This window comes from Rhodanobacter sp. OK091, from assembly GCF_900142825.1.
Lineage (GTDB): Bacteria > Pseudomonadota > Gammaproteobacteria > Xanthomonadales > Rhodanobacteraceae > Rhodanobacter.
This window is the reverse complement of the sequence record NZ_FRCH01000001.1, coordinates 339,201-357,977: the sequence shown is the minus strand read 5'-3', so window position 1 is coordinate 357,977 and position 18,777 is coordinate 339,201. Positions and strand designations below refer to the sequence as shown.

The 18,777-nt window shown below is 63.2% G+C and carries 20 protein-coding genes; 10 read left to right on the top strand and 10 right to left on the bottom strand.

Annotated features, from left to right (window positions below):
* Nucleotides 1-11: 11 nt before the first annotated feature.
* Both BUA26_RS01780 and BUA26_RS01775 read right to left on the bottom strand, forming a co-directional pair.
* Nucleotides 12-320, bottom strand: a complete 309-nt coding sequence (locus tag BUA26_RS01780; RefSeq protein WP_072757358.1) for a hypothetical protein — start codon at nt 318-320, stop codon at nt 12-14.
* Between the two features lie 68 nt (nt 321-388).
* Entirely contained in the window at nt 389-1,216 is an 828-nt protein-coding gene (locus BUA26_RS01775) for an SAM-dependent methyltransferase (RefSeq protein WP_072759937.1), read from the bottom strand.
* 242 nt (nt 1,217-1,458) lie between these two features.
* Here BUA26_RS01775 and BUA26_RS01770 point away from each other — a divergent pair, with 242 nt between their 5' ends.
* Nucleotides 1,459-1,887: a DNA methylase gene (locus BUA26_RS01770; RefSeq protein ID WP_255368127.1), complete on the top strand. Its 429-nt coding sequence runs from the start codon at nt 1,459-1,461 to the stop codon at nt 1,885-1,887.
* A gap of 13 nt (nt 1,888-1,900) precedes the next feature.
* On the opposite strand, the gene BUA26_RS01765 is transcribed toward BUA26_RS01770, so the two are convergent.
* Nucleotides 1,901-2,743, bottom strand: coding sequence for a class I SAM-dependent methyltransferase (locus tag BUA26_RS01765; RefSeq protein WP_072757354.1), 843 nt, complete (start codon nt 2,741-2,743; stop codon nt 1,901-1,903).
* A 501-nt stretch (nt 2,744-3,244) separates the two neighbouring features.
* On the opposite strand from BUA26_RS01765, the gene msrB reads away from it, so the two are divergent.
* From msrB to BUA26_RS01745, 4 genes are all read left to right on the top strand, one after another.
* On the top strand, nt 3,245-3,694 hold the full coding sequence (msrB, locus tag BUA26_RS01760; protein ID WP_072757353.1) for a peptide-methionine (R)-S-oxide reductase MsrB: 450 nt from the start codon (nt 3,245-3,247) through the stop codon (nt 3,692-3,694).
* Nucleotides 3,691-4,200 (top strand): peptide-methionine (S)-S-oxide reductase MsrA, encoded by a 510-nt coding sequence (gene msrA / locus BUA26_RS01755; protein WP_072757351.1) that lies wholly within the window; start codon nt 3,691-3,693, stop codon nt 4,198-4,200. Before msrB ends, msrA begins: the two co-directional genes overlap by 4 nt.
* Nucleotides 4,201-4,366: 166 nt before the next feature.
* The gene (locus BUA26_RS01750; RefSeq protein ID WP_083572840.1) at nt 4,367-5,848 is read left to right on the top strand and encodes a DHA2 family efflux MFS transporter permease subunit; all 1,482 of its coding nucleotides are present in this window, start codon (nt 4,367-4,369) and stop codon (nt 5,846-5,848) included.
* A 192-nt stretch (nt 5,849-6,040) separates the two neighbouring features.
* Nucleotides 6,041-6,391, top strand: coding sequence for a YciI family protein (locus tag BUA26_RS01745; RefSeq protein ID WP_072757349.1), 351 nt, complete (start codon nt 6,041-6,043; stop codon nt 6,389-6,391).
* 71 nt (nt 6,392-6,462) lie between these two features.
* On the opposite strand, the gene BUA26_RS01740 is transcribed toward BUA26_RS01745, so the two are convergent.
* Complete coding sequence (locus tag BUA26_RS01740; RefSeq protein WP_072757347.1) at nt 6,463-7,209, bottom strand: glucose 1-dehydrogenase; 747 nt, start codon at nt 7,207-7,209, stop codon at nt 6,463-6,465.
* Nucleotides 7,210-7,308: 99 nt separating this feature from the next.
* Here BUA26_RS01740 and BUA26_RS01735 point away from each other — a divergent pair, with 99 nt between their 5' ends.
* Complete coding sequence (locus BUA26_RS01735; RefSeq protein WP_072759933.1) at nt 7,309-7,692, top strand: ArsR/SmtB family transcription factor; 384 nt, start codon at nt 7,309-7,311, stop codon at nt 7,690-7,692.
* An 80-nt stretch (nt 7,693-7,772) separates the two neighbouring features.
* On the opposite strand, the gene BUA26_RS01730 is transcribed toward BUA26_RS01735, so the two are convergent.
* The 4 genes from BUA26_RS01730 to BUA26_RS01715 all read right to left on the bottom strand — a co-directional run bounded on the left by BUA26_RS01730 (nt 7,773) and on the right by BUA26_RS01715 (nt 11,256).
* Nucleotides 7,773-8,483, bottom strand: a complete 711-nt coding sequence (locus BUA26_RS01730) for a DUF899 family protein (RefSeq protein WP_072757345.1) — start codon at nt 8,481-8,483, stop codon at nt 7,773-7,775.
* A gap of 68 nt (nt 8,484-8,551) precedes the next feature.
* Entirely contained in the window at nt 8,552-9,274 is a 723-nt protein-coding gene (locus BUA26_RS01725; RefSeq protein WP_083572839.1) for a glutathione S-transferase family protein, read from the bottom strand.
* Nucleotides 9,275-9,632: 358 nt separating this feature from the next.
* Nucleotides 9,633-10,250, bottom strand: a complete 618-nt coding sequence (locus BUA26_RS01720) for a glutathione S-transferase family protein (protein WP_072757343.1) — start codon at nt 10,248-10,250, stop codon at nt 9,633-9,635.
* Nucleotides 10,251-10,308: 58 nt separating this feature from the next.
* The gene (locus tag BUA26_RS01715; RefSeq protein ID WP_072757341.1) at nt 10,309-11,256 is read right to left on the bottom strand and encodes a threonine ammonia-lyase; all 948 of its coding nucleotides are present in this window, start codon (nt 11,254-11,256) and stop codon (nt 10,309-10,311) included.
* Between the two features lie 136 nt (nt 11,257-11,392).
* On the opposite strand from BUA26_RS01715, the gene BUA26_RS01710 reads away from it, so the two are divergent.
* A complete protein-coding gene (locus tag BUA26_RS01710; protein WP_072757339.1) occupies nt 11,393-11,872 on the top strand; it encodes an Lrp/AsnC family transcriptional regulator in 480 nt (159 codons plus the stop codon).
* A 120-nt stretch (nt 11,873-11,992) separates the two neighbouring features.
* Nucleotides 11,993-12,712, top strand: coding sequence for a glutathione S-transferase family protein (locus BUA26_RS01705; RefSeq protein WP_072757337.1), 720 nt, complete (start codon nt 11,993-11,995; stop codon nt 12,710-12,712).
* 53 nt (nt 12,713-12,765) lie between these two features.
* On the opposite strand, the gene BUA26_RS01700 is transcribed toward BUA26_RS01705, so the two are convergent.
* On the bottom strand, nt 12,766-13,878 hold the full coding sequence (locus BUA26_RS01700; RefSeq protein WP_255368229.1) for a MocR-like pyridoxine biosynthesis transcription factor PdxR: 1,113 nt from the start codon (nt 13,876-13,878) through the stop codon (nt 12,766-12,768).
* Nucleotides 13,879-14,367: 489 nt separating this feature from the next.
* Between BUA26_RS01700 and BUA26_RS01695 the strand changes: the two genes are divergently transcribed.
* The gene (locus BUA26_RS01695) at nt 14,368-15,468 is read left to right on the top strand and encodes a transporter family protein (RefSeq protein WP_072757333.1); all 1,101 of its coding nucleotides are present in this window, start codon (nt 14,368-14,370) and stop codon (nt 15,466-15,468) included.
* Nucleotides 15,469-15,597: 129 nt separating this feature from the next.
* Here BUA26_RS01695 and BUA26_RS01690 read toward each other — a convergent pair whose 3' ends face one another.
* Nucleotides 15,598-17,322, bottom strand: coding sequence for an FUSC family protein (locus BUA26_RS01690; protein ID WP_255368228.1), 1,725 nt, complete (start codon nt 17,320-17,322; stop codon nt 15,598-15,600).
* Here BUA26_RS01690 and cycA point away from each other — a divergent pair.
* Nucleotides 17,266-18,645 carry a D-serine/D-alanine/glycine transporter gene (gene cycA, locus BUA26_RS01685; protein ID WP_072757328.1) on the top strand — a complete coding sequence of 460 codons (1,380 nt, stop codon included), beginning with the start codon at nt 17,266-17,268 and terminating at the stop codon, nt 18,643-18,645. The two genes, BUA26_RS01690 and cycA, sit on opposite strands and share 57 nt — an antisense overlap.
* The last annotated feature ends 132 nt before the right edge of the window (nt 18,646-18,777 follow it).

Here is an 18,777-nt window from a genome sequence, read left to right as displayed (position 1 = left end):
GGTGCGAGAGACTATTGTTTGTGCGGCGTATGTTTGTGCGGCTGACTGTGGCCGGGTTCGGATGGATGATGCGGCTTGTCGTCGCCGTCATCGTCCGACTCGTCCTCTTCATGCCCTGGCACATTGGTGATCTGCGGCGCCTTATTCGGTTTGTGTCCGAACTCTGCGGACAGAAGCGAGCTGTCGCCGGCAGCGACGGCAGACCTTAGGGCTGCGGACGCATTCGCCTGTTCGAGAATGGACGCAAGCTGGTCGGCGGATGCGTGGCGCAGTGTGGCGTTCTGGCCGATGGCTTCCAGAAGTTCAATCGTGTCCGACATGTTTTTCCCCTGTTTACTGTGGTTCCCAAGTGTTCGTTCTTGTGAGCGCCACGGACTGCCGCAGCGTGTCAAGCGATGGAAGCTTCCTTGTCCAGCGCGGCCAGCCGCTCACGCACGGCTAGATTCTGCTTCAACGGCGCGCTGGGCGGTAGCACCACCGTCTCCTCGGCGGTCAGTTCGGCGCCGGGCAAGTCGCGCAGCGCCATGCGGCGGACCCGCGGCTTCTGGATCGGCAAGGTGGCGCCACGATAGACGATCACTTCGTGGTCGAGCGGATAGTCCTCGCTCAGCACGTCTACCAGCACCTGGCGGTATGCCGCCCCGGTGGAAAAGCGCTTCAACGACAGATCGCCCACCAGTCCGACCTGCCACAGGACCAGATATCCGGTTGGATCGATTCGCCGTTCATAGAAAAGCAGCTGGCTGGCCTCGAAGTGCTGGCACCCGAAGCGGCCCGGGTCGATGCCCAGATCGGCGTAGAGGCAGTCTTCGGCGGAAATGCCCGGCTCCATGTGTGCCTTGAAGCCTTCCGCGCGGGCCACCTCGATGGCCTTGTGCGGCGACCAGGCAAAGATACCGGGATGCCCGTAGAAGACGCCGCAGACATTCTTGCCGGCGCGTACCTCGGTCATCATCAGCTCGACCCACTGCCGATAAGTCTTCATCCGCGACTTGCCCTCGGCGTAATAGGGCTGGAGGCTGCGCACATCCGGATGCATGCGTTGCAGCCACAACTCCACGATGTTGTCGGAAAGTGCCGCAAACACCACGTCCGCCTGCTCGATCTGGCTGCGTGCCAGTGGAGTGAGGTGTGAGCCCAGGGTCATGCCCATGCCAACGCAGGCCAGGCTGCCGCGTGGGGCGTCGTTCGTTGGAGGGAGAGGCGGTGTGTCCATAGCTTGATAGTAGGGCAATTTCGGGAACGGGAGGGCGCTGAGAATGATGAGCAACATGGCACGCCGAGGCTCCGACGGGCGCAACGTTGCGTTGTCGATCGACCAATCTCCACCGTGTCCTCGCTATTCATACGGTTATACGGTTTTCACCCGGCTATGAGCAGAGCGGTCCTATCGTCGTCTCTTGCATCGGATATCAGGGCTCTAGCACCACGATCGAGATCATTCCCATGAGTCGATACATGTCTGCCGCCGATCTCGGCATCACGGTGAAGAAGAACGATGAGCAAAGCCTGTTCAAATGGTTTCTCGCCAGTTTCCTGTTCGGCAAGCGCATCGGGCAGAAGATCGCTGCCGCCACCTGGCATGTGCTGGTCGAGACGCACGAACGGGACACGCCGCGCGAGCTGTGTCATTGCAGCCATGCGGAATTGGTGAGGATCCTCGGTGAGGGCGGCTATGCCCGTTACGACGAGTCCACCGCCGATCGTCTCGCGCTGTTGTGCAAGACACTGATCGACCAGTATCACGGACGGATCCTCGGTATTTTCGAAGCATCCGAAAGCCGCGCGGATTTCGAGCGTCGACTGCGCGGGTTCAAGGGTGTAGGCCCGGTAACGGTGCGGATATTCATGCGCGAGGCGGGTCCGGCGCTGTTCAAGATCGACTAGACCCGGGTTGGATTCAGCGCCGTATCGCCAACACTCCGTCCAGCGCGAGCTGCGTCTTGAAGCCCGCCGTCTGCAGCCGTTTTTCGACCTCGCGGGGAACATCGCGGCCGCTGGTGAGTTTGTTCGGGCTGCCGGTGTAGTGGAACAGGCGGCCACCGCGGCGCAGCACGCGTGCCAGCTGGTCGTAGAACACCTGCGAGTACAGCTCGCCGGCGATGCCGAAGCGCGGCGGGTCGTGCAGCAGCGCGTCCACCGAGGCATTGGCAATCTGCGCGATCGCTTGTGACACATCGGCATGGGTGAGTAGCAGGCGGCCGCCGCTGACGGGCGCGTCCGGGTCGGGAGACCAAGGGTTGAGCGTCCGCAACCACAGCACATCGGCGTTCTTCTCGAACGAGTGGACGCGCGCCACGCCTGCTTCCAGGCAGCACGCCGCGAAGTAGCCGAGGCCGCCGCAGGTATCGAGCACTACCTTGCCGCTCGGCTCGATCAGCGCCACCTTGCGGCGCGCATCCTCGAACGGCGATTCCTTAGAGGTCGGCAGCATCTTGATGCCATCGATCTCGAAGGTGGGTGCGCCCCATTCGGTAGGCACCAGCTTGATCAGCGAGCCGGAATAGCGCGAGACCGACGCAAACTCGTCGCCGTCCCAGTAATAGATGGTGCGGTCTTTCAGCGTAGGTGGATAGGGATAGCGCTGGCTTCGCCACTGCCAGTCGTCCGTCTCCAGCGACGCGCTTCCGCTCGACAGCTCCAGGTCCAGCGAGCCGATCCATGCGTTGGCACCGGCATCGCGTGCGGTGAGCAGGGCTTCGGCGACGGGCCGCGTCAGCAAGGGACCGGAATAATGCGACACGACGGGCAATCTCCTGAAATAGCGGTATCGAATCGGCGGCAGTTGGCCGCGACCCGACGAAAGGGGTGAGCAGAGGGAGGTTCGTTCAGTGCGAGTGTCGCCGCGCACGTTGAGGCATTGCAATTGATGGGCGGCCCAGCGTCGATCCTGTTCTGCCCGTGCCTTCCCGAGAAGCGCGTCATGACACCACAAAAGAAGGGCGCGGGCACTTCCTCTGGTTAATTTTGAGTGGAAATCGTGGGCAATCGTATTGCATCGGCGCCGGCGCCTTGCGGCCGGATCCGAGGTCGCTGCCGGAATCGGCGCCGTCGATCGCGACGCTTCAAATGGCCACGCCTCGCATGTAACCCTGAGCCGCTCCGGTACGTAATGCATCAGTGTGCCGGTTGGGTTCGCCTGACCGGCCCCAATCTATGCACTATTCAAATCGATGGGCATATTGCCGGCCTGGATCGAGTATCGGTTCAAACCGGGGATGATGGCCCGAAGCAGGAGAGGCCCATGAGCAAGTACAGCAAGACTCCCGATGCCATCGCGAAGCTCTCACCCGAGCAATATCGCGTCACCCAGCAAAATGCCACCGAGCGGCCCGGCACGGGCGAGTATCTGGACAACGAGCAGCCGGGCATCTACGTCGATATCGTGTCGGGCGAACCGTTGTTTGCCTCGTCCGACAAATTCGAGTCGGGATGCGGCTGGCCGAGCTTCACCAAGCCGATCGAACCTGCCAACGTCAACGAATTGCGCGACGGCACACATGGCATGATCCGCACCGAAGTGCGCTCGGCGCACGGCGACAGCCATCTGGGGCACGTATTCCCCGATGGCCCGAGAGATCGTGGCGGCCTGCGTTATTGCATCAACTCGGCTTCGCTGCGGTTCATTCATCGCGACGACATGGCGGCAGAGGGTTACGCGGACTATCTGGCTCAGGTGGAGGATGTGCGATGAGTACCGAACGTGCCGTGCTGGCCGGCGGCTGCTTCTGGGGCGTGCAGGATCTGCTACGTCGCTATCCCGGCGTGATCGCCACCCGCGTGGGTTACACCGGCGGCGACGTGCCGAACGCGACTTACCGCCATCACGGCAGCCACGCCGAAGGCGTCGAAATCATCTTCGATCCGTCGAAGCTGAGCTATCGCGCGCTGTTGGAGTTTTTTTTCCAGATCCATGATCCGTCTACGCCGAACCAGCAGGGCAATGACCGCGGCAGCTCTTACCGTTCGGCGATCTTCTACACGTCCGCGGAGCAGAAGAGGGTGGCCGAGGACACCATTGCCGATGTGGATGCCTCCGGCCTGTGGCCCGGCAAGGTGGTGACAGAGCTGGCGCCTGTTGGCGACTTCTGGGAAGCCGAGCCCGAGCATCAGGATTATCTCGAGCATTATCCCAACGGCTACACCTGTCACTTCGTACGGCCCGGCTGGAAACTGCCTCACCGCGAAGCCGCTCGCTGACGGCAGAGCCATGCCGAACGGTGGGTCGCCCGGCATTCTCGCGATGAGCGTGGTGTAGTGTTCTTTCGGGACCCGAAGTATGTCGATTCCGGCGATGCGCGTTCGTCGCATAAGTGAAAACCGCCCGTTCGGCAGTACAAACCCGACTACTTGCGAGAGCCTTGTTATGGACGCTGCATCGACCGACACTGTGCATACGCTGCCGCCAAACCGGCATGCGCATCACGACCGCCGCTGGCTGGCCTTGATGGTTCTGTGCCTTGGCGTCTTGATGATCGTGCTCGACACGACGATCGTGAATGTCGCGTTGCCATCGATCAAAACGGATTTGAATTTCTCCGATACGTCGTTGGCCTGGGTGGTGAATGCGTACATGCTGACCTATGGCGGCTTTTTGCTGCTCGGCGGTCGACTCGGTGACCTGTATGGACATCGACGCCTGTTCCTGATCGGCATCGTGGTATTCACGCTGGCGTCGTTGGGCTGCGGGCTGTCCACCACCCAGGCCGCCCTCGTCATTGCACGCTGTGTGCAAGGGCTTGGCGGGGCCGTGGTCACGGCGGTGGCGCTGTCGTTGATCATGGATCTGTTTACCGAAGCGGCCGATCGCGCCAAGGCGATGGGGGTCTATGGTTTCGTCTGCGCCGGCGGCGGCAGCCTTGGTGCCATGCTGGGCGGCGTGCTGACCAGCAGCCTGAGCTGGCATTGGGTGTTCCTGGTGAACCTGCCGATCGGCATCGGTGTGGTCGTACTTTCCCTGCGCTTGCTGCCGGCGGTATCGAGCGGGGTGACGTCGCGGCATCTGGATGTGCTCGGTGCCGTGACCGTGACCGCGGCGCTGATGCTTGCCGTCTATGCGATCGTCAACGGCAACGAACTGGGCTGGACATCGCAGCGTACGCTCGGGCAATTGCTCATTGCCTTCGCTTTGCTGGTGGCGTTCCTGCTGATCGAAACGCGCGTGCACACGCCACTGATGCCCCTGCGGCTGTTCAAACTGCGCAATCTGGCGGTTTCCAATATCGTCGGCGTGCTGTGGGCGGCGGCGATGTTTGCGTGGTTCTTCCTCTCCGCGCTCTATATGCAGCTGGTGCTGGGCTATAACCCGATGGAAGTGGGGCTGGCCTTTCTGCCGGCGAACCTGATCATGGCTGTATTCTCGCTGGGCATCTCGGCGAAACTGGTGATGCGTTTCGGCATCCGGCGTCCTCTGGCATGTGGACTGCTACTAGCCGCGGCTGGTTTGTTGCTGTTCGCGCGCGCGCCCGTCGACGGACATTTCCTGTTGGATATCCTCCCCGGCATGTTGTTGCTCGGCCTTGGCGCCGGCATCGCGTTCAATCCCGTGCTGCTGGCCGCCATGAGCGATGTGTCGCCATCCGAGTCCGGCCTCGCTTCAGGTGTGGTCAACACGGCCTTCATGATGGGCGGTGCGTTGGGCCTGGCCATCCTGGCCAGCCTCGCGGCTTCGCGCAGCGAAGGTTTGCTGACGAGTGGTCATCCATCGCTCGCCGCGCTTGCGGGTGGCTACCAAGCGGCCTTCTTGGTCGGTGCCTGTTTCGCCGCGTTGGGGGCGCTTCTCGGTGCGGCGATGCTGCGTACGAACCTGGCCGCGGCGAAAGGCAGTGAGGCTGCGTCGCCGACTTGAATTCGCCAGGTGCGCCATCCTGAGTCGGTATCAGAATGCGTTTTCCAGCGCCAGCATCGACTTTATAGGCCTGCGGATCCCGATGAGCCCTGTCGATCCAGCCGCCTTCCATTCGTCGCATGGATAGCCGTGGTGCTTACAGGATGCGCAATCGTCCGGCGTACGGCCCAGACAGCCACAGGAGATGGAGCTATGCGATTCCTTTCAATGGTCAGGATCAACGAGAACAGCGGACTGCAGCCCAGCGAGCAGCTGATGAGCGATATGGGCAAGCTGCTTGAGGAAGTGAGCCGGGCCGGGGTCATGCTCGACACTGCGGGGTTACGGCCGACGTCGGAAGGCGTTCGTTTGCGGCTTTCCCACGGAAAGATCAGCGTGGTCGACGGCCCGTTCACCGAGGCCAAGGAAGTGATCGGCGGTTATGCGCTGATGGAGACGAAGTCGATGGAAGAGGCCATCCATTGGACCGAGCGCTTTCTGAAGGTCCATGGCGACGAATGGGACATCACCTGCGAAGTGCGTCAGGTCGAGACACATCCCTGATACGGCAACGCGCGGATGTAACCACGAAGGGTGCATTCCGATGCCGGAATGCACCCTTCGCGGTTTGCCGATCAGCGCACGCCGCCGCCGGCGAGCAGCTGTTCACCGGTGAGCCAGTAGGAATCGTCGGAGGCCAGGAACACGGCGATCGAAGCGATGTCGTTGGGCTGACCAATGCGCCCCAGCGGTGTACGCGAGACGGCATCGGCCTCGAAGTCCGAACCGATGAAGCCGGCGGCATGGGTGCCCTCGGTTTCGATCATGCCCGGGTTCAGTGCGTTGACACGGATCTTGCGCGGGCCCAGTTCGCGCGACAGCACGCCGGTGATGGCGTCCACGGCACCCTTGGTGCCGGTGTAGATCGCGCTGCCCGGCGGGGTGATGCGGGTGACGACGGATCCGATGTTGATGATGCTGGAGCCTTCGCCCAGATGCTTGCTGGCGGCCTGGGTCGTCAGCAGCAGGCCGAGTACGTTGACGTTGAAGTGCCTGTGGAAGTCTTCCTCGGTGATGCTCTCGAGCGGGGAGAACCCGTAGACACCGGAGTTGTTGACGAGAATATCCAGCCGTCCGAATTGCTTGATCGCCGCATCGACGAGGGCTTGTGCGTCGGCCGCCTTGGAGACGTCCCCGCGAACGGAAACGGCCTTGCCGCCAGCCGCGCCGATATCGGCGACGACGGCCTCGGCGCCCGTCTTGCTGGATGCGTAATTGACGACTACTGAAGCGCCTGCAGCGGCCAGTGACTTGGCAATGGCAGCGCCTATGCCTTTGGATGCGCCGGTGACGATGGCGACTTTACCGTTGAGCTTGCTCATGACATTTCCTGTGGTGCGGGGGAGAGAGGTTTTGTTCTTCAATAGTTCGTAACTTATGAACTAAAGAACTAAATGTCAAGAGCTGCTAAGATGGCCGCCATGAGGCCACTGATTCACCCGTCGATCGAAGACATCACCGTGGAGGGCATCCTGCATGCCCTGTCCGATCCCGTGCGGGTGGCGATCTACGCGGAGCTGGCCGGCTCGAATTGCACGAATATCTGTTCGAACTTTCTGCAGATGAGCGACCGCAGCATTCCCAAATCCACGCTTTCACAGCACTTTCGCGCGCTCAGGGAAGCGGGGCTGGTGCGTAGCGAGCGGCACGGCGTGGAGATGCACAACACCAGTCGCTGCGTCGAGATCGAGCAACGCTTCCCCGGACTGCTTTCGGCGATCCTGAAGGCCCATGGCATCCAGTCGGCGGAGCGCGCCCGTGCCGCCAGGCGCAAGCAGGCCACCGCCAGGAAGCAGGGCGGCTGAGTAGCGACGTTGGCTGAGGTGTCCATCCATGCTCGATGGAAGCCTGCACGACGGGAGCGGCGCCGTGCAGACGGCTTGTATCAGCCGGGGTAGTCGAGCTTCGGGTACCAGTCGGTGCCGCGTCCTTCGGGCGTCGCATCGAGAATGGTCCAGATCGGCATCAGGTCGGGTGCCCCGCGCGGATCCTGGCCGGGGTCCGCACTCTCGGGACCCATCTCGCCGCTCCAGAAATGATGGATTTTTCCATTTTTGCGGGTGAATACGTTGAAGGCGGGAATGTCGCTGCCGTCTTCGCCGATGCCGTAGTAGTCGCGGCTGTAGTTGCCGTTGCTATCGGAATACAGCTTGAGGTCGCGCCAGCCACGTTCCTTCTTGAACGCGAGGAGGCGCTCGATCGGCGATCGCGCGACCACGGCCAGCGCAACGCGCTGCTGGATGTCGCGTGCCTCGCCGTCCCATGCACCGAGCAGCGATGTGCACATCGGGCAAGGACGTTCGCGCTGAGGGCCGAACATATAGCTGTAGACGACCAGGGTCTGCTTGTCTCCGAACAGGCCCGCGAAATCGAGCGGCCCGCGTTCGCCTTCGAAGCGGTAGTCGCCGATGACCTCTCCGCCGGGTGGCAATGCACGGCGCTGCTCGGCGACGCGTTCGATATGCCGGCGCAGTTCGATTTCCTCGACAAGCAACGCATTGCGCGCGCGGCGATACTCGGCGCTTTCGTTCGGAAAAGTCATGTCGCTGCGTTGCACCAGTTCGGCGGCCGGAACGAGGGTGGGGGCGTGGGCCATGGTCGATCTCCAAGTGGTGGCAAAAATCAGTCGCTACTCATCAATCCCGCCGCGTCAATCCAGCCGCGTCAATCCCTGTCGGGCGCGCCCAGCGGGAACAGCGGGCGGTACGGCCGAGCCTCGTCGACGGCACGTGCAAACGACGGGCGCGCGAGCAACCGTTTGCGGTAGGCGAGCACGTTTGCGAAGGATGCGTCGATGCGATGGGTCCAGTCCGCATAGAACAGGAACGGCGCGCCGCCACAGTCGGCGAGGCTGAAATGGTCGCCGGCCGCCCATTCGCGGTCGGCCATGACCTTGTCGAGCCATCTGTAAGCGGTGTCGAGCATCGCTCGCGCGTCGGCGACGCCGCGGGCGTCCCGCTCCGCTTCCGGTCGCAAGCTGTCGAACACGATTTTCTGCTGCGGCGTCGAGACGTAGTTGTCGAAGAAGCGGTCCATCGTCCGCACTTCCAGCGCGTCTCTCGTTTCGCCGGGAACCAGCCGCACCGGACCGGGGTGGTACAGATCCAGGTACTCGATGATGATGCTCGCCTCGATCACCGTGCGGCTCCCGTCCACCAGTACGGGAAAGCGCTTCAGCGGCCATAGCGTCGCGAATTCCCCCAGCACTTCGGGGTCCTCGTGCGACAGCAGGCGCCGTTCGAACAGCGTGCCGTTCTCGTAGAGCGCGATGAGCGCCTTCTGGGAGTAGGAGGAAAAGGGGTGAAAGTAGAGTTTCAACGTCGGGTCGCCTTGGTCGAGAAAGAGGTGCTTTCCCTGACGACGAACGAGACCGAAGGAAATCGACATACGCCGGGAAACTTTCTGGAACCCCGGCGACGGGGTCCACGTTACCGTAGTTGCTTGCCGGTCATTGCCTGTGCAACTCGCCGCTGCCGATGCCTAGGCATAAGCGCAGTATGAGCGTGCCCCGGCGCGAAGCGGTGGAATGCTGCGGATCGATGGCAGGGACTGCGGCAGGCGGAGAGTCCTGTGGCGCCGGCGCGCGGGATAGCCGCCGCGCCAGCCGCCAGTCGGTGATGTGGCCATGTAGAAAGAGCAGGTCGGTCCAGAGGGAACTCATGTTGGTTGCCTTGTCGCGAAAGGAAGAAGCCGAATGGCATCGGAGATCGCACGTGCCGCGATTTCGCCCGCGCTGTCGTGTTGCTCAGTCGTTCGTGTCGCCACTGAGAGTCGTCGCGCGCATCGACGGCCGCGCACAGAACGCCGCATACCAGGACGACAGGTGCGGGCGTCCTGTCTGGAACGGGTAGACACCGCGGAATTCGATCCAGCTCAAGGTGGTGGCGATGGCGATGGTTCCGATATCGACGGCGGCATGCGTGCCGATTTCCCGCTCCAGGAAATCGCAGGCGGCGATGACTTTCTGCAACTGCCCATCCCGCATCGTCGGCCAGCGCAGCGATTCGGGACGCCGCTCGGCCTCCCATCGCACGGCGATGCCGGCATCCGCCATGCCTTGCGCAAGCGCCTGCCATTGCAGTGCCCGGTAACGCTGCTTCGAATCGACCGGGATCAGCATCGGGTGCCCGTGCAGGCTGTCCAGGTAATCGCAGATCACACTTGAGTCGAACAACACCTGGCCGTCGTCGCACAGCAGGACCGGCACCTTGCCCAGTGGATTGAGCGCGAACACCTCGGCGTTTTGACGCGTCGGACTGGTTTCGTGATGGATGACTTGCACCGACCCGGCGAGGCCCAGCTCGTGGGCGGCGACGAGGGCCTTGCGGGCGTAGGGCGAGTGCGTCTGATACAGGAGTTTCATGGATGGTTTTTGCCTTTGGGGAAATATCGTGGTCGACGGCGTGGCCGACATGCCGATGTCACCTGGACATCAGCAGGCGGTCGCGCAGAGCCAGCGAAATGTTGCCGCCGCTCAGGAGGGTGGCGACGCGCCGATCGGCGAACCGCGGGCGGTCGGCGAGGATGGCTGCGAGTCCGACCGCACCGGCTGGCTCCGTCACGCGGCCGAGGTACCGGTGGACAAGCCGCATGGCATCGAAAATGTCCTGCTCGGACACGCCGACAATGTCGTCGCAGCAGGCGCGCAGGTCGGCGAGCGTGGATGCGATGGGCACGCGTACCGCAATGCCATCGGCGATGGTTTCCGCGCGATCGGTTTCGACGACCCGGCCGGTCTCCAGCGAAAGCTTCATCGCCGGCGCGTTATCCGCCACCACCGCGATGATTTCAATATGCGGTGCCAGCTCGCGCAGAACCGTGCCGATGCCGGCAAGCAGCGCGCCGTTGCCCAACGGCAGCACGATGGTGTCGAAGCTGGTGTCGCGCAGCAACTCCAGCGCGATGGTTCCCGCCCCTTCGGCAATTGCCGGTTCGAGGCCATCCTCGACGAAACGCAGGCCATGCGCGGTGGCATGGCGGCGCGCGGCTGTCTTGGCCGCATCGAAATCGACACCGGTGAGATGGACGTCCGCACCGAATCGGCGCATCGCGTCGACCTTGACGCGATTGGCGTTTTCCGCCGCGAACACCGCACAGGGATGGCCGCGCCTTGCTGCCGCACGCGCAAGCCCCTGCCCGAAATTGCCGGCCGAGGCACAAGCCAGATGCTCCGCCTCCATCAGGCCGGTGGCGCAGAACAACTCGGTACCGCGGCCCTTGAACGAGCCCACCGGATTGTCCAGTTCGACCTTGGCCAGCACGTGGCAACCCAGTTGCCTGTCGAGCTGACCGTCGATGTCGATCGGAGAGTCGAGAAATACCGGATCGATGTGGCGCGATGCGGCGTGGATAGATGCGAGGTCGAGCATGAATTCAGTACCTGAGGCGGGTGGGACGCGAGGCGGGATGACCGACGACCCATGCTAAGGTTCGGCCGCGCGGCGTTGCCGCATCTCTCGCCGTCCAGGCGGGTTTTTTCCCTGACTTGCGGGAGCCGTACGCCCGATGCCGATGGAACTCGACAAATTCGATCGCGGAATCCTCGCGATCCTCCAGCGCGATGCGCGCCGCTCGGCCGAACTGATCGGCGCGGCCATCGGCCTGTCGGCGTCCGCAGTGCAGCGACGGATCGCACGCCTGCGGGAGGAAGCAGTGATCACGGCCGAGGTCGCCATCGTCGATGCCGGAGTCATGGGGCGGCCGCTGACTCTGATCGTCGACGTCGAGGTGGAGCGGGAGCGTCCCGAATTGCTGGTGAGCCTGAAACACTGGATCGCTGCCGAGCCTGCCATCCAGGAGGCGTGGTACGTAACGGGAGAGGGCGATTACGTCCTGATAATCACGGCGCGCGATGTCGGGGATTACGACGCGCTCATGAAAAAACTGGTCGCCGAGAATGCCAACGTGCGGCGCTTCCAGACGCGCGTGGCGCTGGGGACGCTCAAGCGCGGGCAGCTTGTTCCGATGGAAGCGCTGCCCGGGTAGCCAAAAAAAGACGGGTGGGACGCGAAGCATGGCGGCAAGGTGCCCAGCCGCCACTGCTGACACGATGCTGTCAGCAGCCCTTCGCCATGCTGCGCGCATCCTCCGCCGCAGAGCATGTCCATGTCGTCATCGAGCCTTACCTTGTATGCCACCCGCGCAGGCTTCGGGCTGCCCGACACCAGTCCGTTCGTGATCAAGACCGAAGTGCAGCTGAAGATGGCCGGCCTGGTCTATGACCGGGCCTCCGCCATTCCGCCGCAGGCGCCGAACGGCAAGCTGCCTTTCATCAACGACCACGACGAGGTGGTGAGCGACTCCACCTTCATCCGCGCGCATATCGAGCGCAAGTACGGAGTGGATCTGGACGAGGGACTGGACGCATGCCAGCGGGCTCAGTCCTGGGCAATCGAGCGCCTGCTCGAAGACCATCTCTACTTCGCGATGGTCTGGTTTCGCTGGATCGATCCGGAGAACTTCGCCAAGGGCCCCGCGCATTTCGCCGATGGCGCGCCCGAAGCCGGCCGCGCGCAACTGCGCCAGGACATGCAGGCCCGCAAGGCGGTGGAGCTGCACGCGCAGGGGATTGGCCGGCATGCGCCGGCGCGGATCGCCGTGCTGGGCGAGCGCTCCATCGACGCGCTGGCACAACTGCTGGGCGACAAGCCCTGGCTGATGGGCGAAACGCACAGCGGCGTGGACGCTGCCGCGTTCGGCATGCTCGCCTGCGTCGCCACGCCGTTCTTCGACACGCCGCTGCGTCGTGCGGTGGAAGCGCATCCGAACCTCATCGCCTACGTCGCCCGCATGATGCAGCGCTACTACCCGGAGCATCCGTGGTGAATGGCGGGATCGGCGCCGGCGACCTTACGCCTGCCAGCAGACGCCTCGAATCTTCAAATGCATCGCGCGAGCTTGCGGACGCCTTCGAGAATTTCAGGTATGTCCGCACCACCGTAGCCAAGAATCAGGCCGCCTCTGGCCGGCGGGCTCGCATAGCAAGGGGAGAGCGGCCTGGCCGACACACCGTGCCTGGCCGCCTTGATCGAGATCGCCACATCGTCAACGCCGGGCGGCAGCAGCGCCACCAGATGCATGCCGGCCTCGGTGCCGATGACTTCAAGCTTGTCTCGCAGATGGCGCTGGATGGCTTCCAGCAGCGCCGTTCGCCGCTCCACATAGAGCGTGCGCATTTTCCTGATGTGTCGCGCGAAGTGCCCCTCGCGGATGAAATCGGTCATGACCATCTGGTAGAGCGTGGAAGAAAAAGTGTCGGCGGCGTCGCGGGCGTGAAAGAACGCAGGCACCAGATCCTTCGGTACGACGACGTAGCCCAGGCGAAGAGCAGGGAAGATCACCTTGCTGAAGGTTCCCGCGTAGATGACCCGCTCGTCCGTGTCCAGGCCTTGCAGCGAAGCGATCGGGCGGCCTCCCGAGCGGTATTCGCTGTCGTAGTCGTCCTCGACGATCCACGCGCCGTTGCGCGTCGCCCAGTTCAGCAATTGCATGCGCCGCGCGGCGCTCATCGTCACGCCAAGCGGGAACTGGTGCGAGGGTGTGATGTAGACGACGCGGGCACCGCGTCCCCGGCGGATGCCTTCGGCCACATCCACGCCCTCCTGATCGACCGGCACCGGAACGAGCCGGGCGCCGGCGCCCATGAATGCCTGGCGCGCACCCGGATAACCCGGCTCCTCCATCCACACGCGCTCGTTGGCGTCCAGCAGGACGTGCGCGCACATCTGCAAGGCCTGCTGCGATCCGGTCGTCACCAGGATCTGCGATGCATCACATCGAACCGCGCGGACGGTGTTCAGATATTCCGCGATGGCTTCGCGAAATGGCAGGTGTCCCATCGGATCGCCGTAGGCCATCAGTTCCAGGGACGGTTTGCGCGAATGCCGGTTGACCAGCTTCGACCAGACGCCGCTCGGAAACCGGTCCAGTGCCGGCATGCCGATGCGGAAGGCACCCAGGTTGTTCGCCCATGTCTGTGGCGGAGCCCGCATCAGTTCCACGCGTCGGGAGATCCGGCGCGGCGTACTGCTTTCAGAAGCGGGTTGCGGTGCCTTGCGAAGGCCTGTGCGTGGCTGATGGAGTGCGCCGCCCGGTATCGATTTGGCAACACAAGTACCCGCGCCCACAAAGGTTTCGAGATAGCCTTCGGCATATAGCTGCTCGTAAGCGCTGATGACCGGTGCGCGGGAAACCTTCAGTTCGCCGGCCAGACTTCTGCTTGATGGCACACGCTGGCCGGGTCGTAGCTGACCGTCGACGATTGCCTGCCGGAACCATTCGGACAGTTGCTGGTGCATCGGTATGCCGCTTCTGGGTGCAAGCGTAATCGGCGGCAGGTAGCTGGCGGTGAGTCGCTTCATTGAGTCGCTTCATTTTCTGGAATCTTGAGTGGTCAGGTCGAATCCTAGCAAAGTGGCTATTCTTGTGAGCCACTAGGTGGCTTAGTTTTAGACCGACATCACCTGGCATGAAAAGGACAAATGAAAGCACTCGATCCACACCGAATCTGCCGCCTGCTGCTGTGCAGCCTGGTCAGCGTGTTGCTGCCTGTTTCAGGCCATGCATGGGACGCCTACGCTTCATGGACCGATCCCGGCGTCCCGAAAGTGATGGGAACCGATGGCTCAGCACGGATTGCCGGCGAAGCCGATGAAATCGTTGCCGCCACCGATGCCGCGGACGTTGCCCTTCGGCCATCGCCGAACCGGCAAAGCCGGGACGACGCATGGTGGACTGGCCCCATGCTGGCCAACTCGGCCGAGACATTGCCGCCCGGGCACTTCCTGATCGAGCCGTATCTTTACGACGTGCACTCCACTCACACGGATGGTTTCGGGTCACGTGCCTACGTGCTTTATGGGCTCGTGGAAAACTTGACGGTCGGCCTGATTCCGATCGTGGGCTACAACAAGGCGGACGACGGCCGCAGCAGTTCCCGTATCGGATGGGGCGATATTGAGTTGCAGGCGCAGTACCGGCTCACGGAATTCCATGAAGGCAGCTGGTTTCCCACGATCGCCATCCAGTTGCAGGAGGCCTTGCCGAACGGACGGTACGACCGGCTGGGCGACCGCCCCGGTGATGGCTTCGGCAGCGGCGTCTACGCCACGACGCTGGCGGTCAACTCGCAAACCTATTTCTGGTTGGCGAACGGTCGCATTCTGCGTATGCGCTTCAACGTGTCGAAGACGTTTCCCGGCAGTGCGAGCGTGCAAGGAGTCAGTGTCTACGGCACGGGAGAAGGTTTCCGTGGCCATGTCAGGCCCGGCAACTCGCTCTTCGTCGACGCCTCGTGGGAATACAGTCTGACGCGTCGCTGGGTGCTGGCGCTCGATGCCACGTACACCCACAACAGCAACACACACGTCGATGGACAAGACGTGATGTATCAGGTTGGTGCGCTGCCTTTGCCCGATATCCAACTGGACTCCGGTTCCAGCGAAGCGTTCGGCCTCGCGCCGGCCGTCGAATACAGCTGGACTCCCAATCTGGGCGTGTTGTTCGGCACCCGCGTCATTCTGGGCAACCGCAGCACGGTGGCCACGGTCACGCCGGCAATAGCAGTCAACTGGGTTTTCTGAAATCGGCGATGAAGCTGCGGCCGGTGCCGATTTGACCGATGGCATGGTTCACATCGAAGGACCAATTCGCACCGTCCGCCGACGCGGCATCGGTTGCGTCGCCCGTACGATGAAATCGAGGAACAGCTTTCAGTCGGTAGCCTTATCCATGCCCGCGGGATGGCTCTGCAGCGAACGGCACAATTCCCGCAATGCCTGCTGGAGTTCCACGGGCTCACGCAGTGATTTGCGTGCGGCCCCGATCGCTTTGCGCACGGTGACCGGCGTTTCGCCCATGTCGATCAGCGCGGCCGCCGGTGTGCGGCACGCCACCAGTGCATCGATCCAATCCACCGGCTGGATGGCACTGAAGTGCCGCATGAACGGACGGCTCGCCCGGAATGCCGGCGCGAGCTGTTCCACTGACGAAATGGCGGCAACGAAGTCATCGGATCGGCGTGCTGGCGTCGCCGGATCCAGTGCATCGGCGAGGATGGCCAGGGCGTCGGCGATCCGTCGCCGCAACACGGGTGTCGAGTGCACGGGCAGTACGAGCCAGGCGGAGGCGACACCGATGATCGCTCCAATCACGATTTCCTCCAGCCGCGGCCACAGCATGCGCGTCGTCGATGCGCCCGCAAAACCTTGCAGCAAGGCCAGTGCGAGGGTGACGAACAGCGCCCACCACGCATACCCCAACGGGCGCAGCCACACGCCGAGAAAGATCGCGGCGAGGATCAGCACAACTGTCGTCATGTCGTGCGATCCGATATGGAGCGTGAGCGTCACAGCTAGAAGGGTGCCGGCTGCCGCTCCCAGCACGCGCAGCACGCTCTTGTACGCGACATCCAGCCGGCCGCGGTTGCTGCTGATGACGATGAAGGCGGTGAGCACGATCCACGCCCAGCGTTCGGCGAAGAAGAGGTAGCCGAGGACGAAGGAGGCGCTGAGAGCGACCGCCATCTGGACGGCCATCCGGGTGCTTGCCATCGGGCGCAGCGAATTTTCGCGTGTTGGCTTTGGCGCCGGGCGTTCTGGCGTGCGCATCGGTGGCAGGAAACGCAGGTGACGAGCCAGCGCATGCAGCGCGCCGACCCATAGCAAGGCCAGCAGCGCAATGACTATCGGCACCAGCGGCGCCGGAATGGCGCTGGCCGACGCCGGCTGGACATGCGGCGTGGTGAGCAGCACGACGAGCGGCAGCGCGATCAGCGAACCGAGCCGTTGCGCCATCGGGCCGAAGCGGCGCAGCCAGATCGACACGAACATGCAACCGACGAAGATCAGTGCACCGAGCCACGGCGCACGATGCAGCAGGATGCCGACGCCTACTGCGACCAGACCGACGATCGGCAATGCGATAGCCGCCTCGATGCGGCCGCGCAGGTCGCGGTCGAGCTGGCTGCGCGAGAGCGAGAGGCATAGCACCACGGCCAACACCGCCGAACCCGGTCCGGGAGCGATGGCCAGTGCGCACAGAAGAGTGGCGAGCGCGGCCAGCATGGTCACGCTGGCTTCCCGCAGCGCGCGCAAGAGAACGGCAATACGGGTTGCCGCGTGCGACTGCCTTGCCCTGGCTGCAGACATCATTCGTGCGACAAGGCCATCGTTGATGGAATGGAGTGCGATGTTCTCACGCTGACCTGTTTTCCGGAAAGACCGGAAAGTGCTTGCGACAAAGACGACGCGAAAAGCCGGTTGTGGATGTTCGCGGTCCCGCTTTCGGCTGTCGTTCGTCACGGGCTGGCCAATATGCCATTGGCGGCGCGCCCTGGTTTCTTCTATGTTGGCGCATCCCACACGCCAAAGACCCGCCCTATGACCACATCGCTGGAGCACCCCGATCACCTCAGGCGCAGCCTGTCGAACCGGCACCTGCAACTGATCGCCATCGGCGGTGCCATCGGCACGGGCCTGTTCATGGGCTCGGGCAAGACGATCAGTCTGGCGGGACCGTCGATCGTGCTGGTTTATCTGATCATCGGCGTGATGCTGTTCTTCGTGATGCGGGCGATGGGCGAGTTGCTGCTGTCGAATCTGCAATACAAGTCGTTCATCGACTTCTCCACCGATCTGCTCGGACCCTGGGCCGGCTTTTTCTGCGGCTGGACGTACTGGTTCTGCTGGATCATCACCGCGATCGCCGACGTGATCGCGATCGCGTCCTATGCTCAGTACTGGTTCCCCGGACTCGCGCCGTGGATCCCGGCAGTGCTGTGCGTGCTGCTGCTTCTGAGCCTGAATCTGGCGACGGTGAGGCTGTTCGGCGAGATGGAATTCTGGTTCGCGCTGATCAAGATCATCGCGATCTGCGCGCTGATCGCGACCGGCTTTGCGCTGGTCGCCTGGGGTTTTCGTTCGCCTTCGGGGCATCAGGCCTCGCTGGCCAATCTGTGGAACGACGGCGGAGTGTTTCCAAAAGGACTGGGTGGCTTCTTCGCGGGCTTTCAGATTGCGGTATTCGCCTTCGTCGGCATCGAGCTGGTGGGCACTACCGCCGCCGAGACGGCCGATCCGAAGCGCAACCTGCCCAAGGCGATCAACTCGATCCCTGTGCGCATCATCATCTTCTACGTGCTGGCCCTGCTCGCGATCATGGTGGTGACGCCGTGGCGCATGGTCGAACCCGGCAAGAGCCCGTTCGTGGAATTGTTCGTGCTGGCCGGCATTCCGGCCGCCGCCAGCCTGATCAACTTCGTGGTGCTGACCTCGGCCACCTCGTCGGCGAACAGTGGCATCTTCTCCACCAGCCGCATGCTCTTCGGCCTGGCCGAAGAGAATCATGCGCCCAAGGCGTTCGCCCAGCTGTCGCGCGCGGCGGTGCCGTCGCGCGGCCTGCTGTTCTCCTGTTTCTGCCTGTTGCTCGGCGCCACGCTGGTCTATGTGATCCCGGACCTGGTCAAAGTATTCACTCTGGTCACGACGCTGGCAGCGGTGCTTTTCATGTTCGTCTGGTCGCTGATCCTGTCCGCCTATATCGCCTATCGCCGCAAGCGTCCGCATCTGCACGAAGCGTCGGACTACAAGATGCCTGGCGGCGTATTCATGTGCTGGGTCTGCCTGGCGTTCTTCGTCTTCGTGCTGGTCTTGCTCAGCCTGCAGCCGGACACTCGCCAGGCGCTGCTGGCCAGCCCGGCCTGGTTCGTGCTGCTGGCCGTGAGCTATGCATGGAAGGGACGTCGGCTGCAGCGGTCGTGACTCGATGCGGCGGGTGCCGTGGCGTTTGGTGATCCGGCTGTTGACGACAGGTGGGCAAGGCGACCGCTCCGGCGAGCCACGCGTCGAGTCCGTCCCGGGCGGTCGATCAGGCTAGCGGGTGGGCGCGCTTTG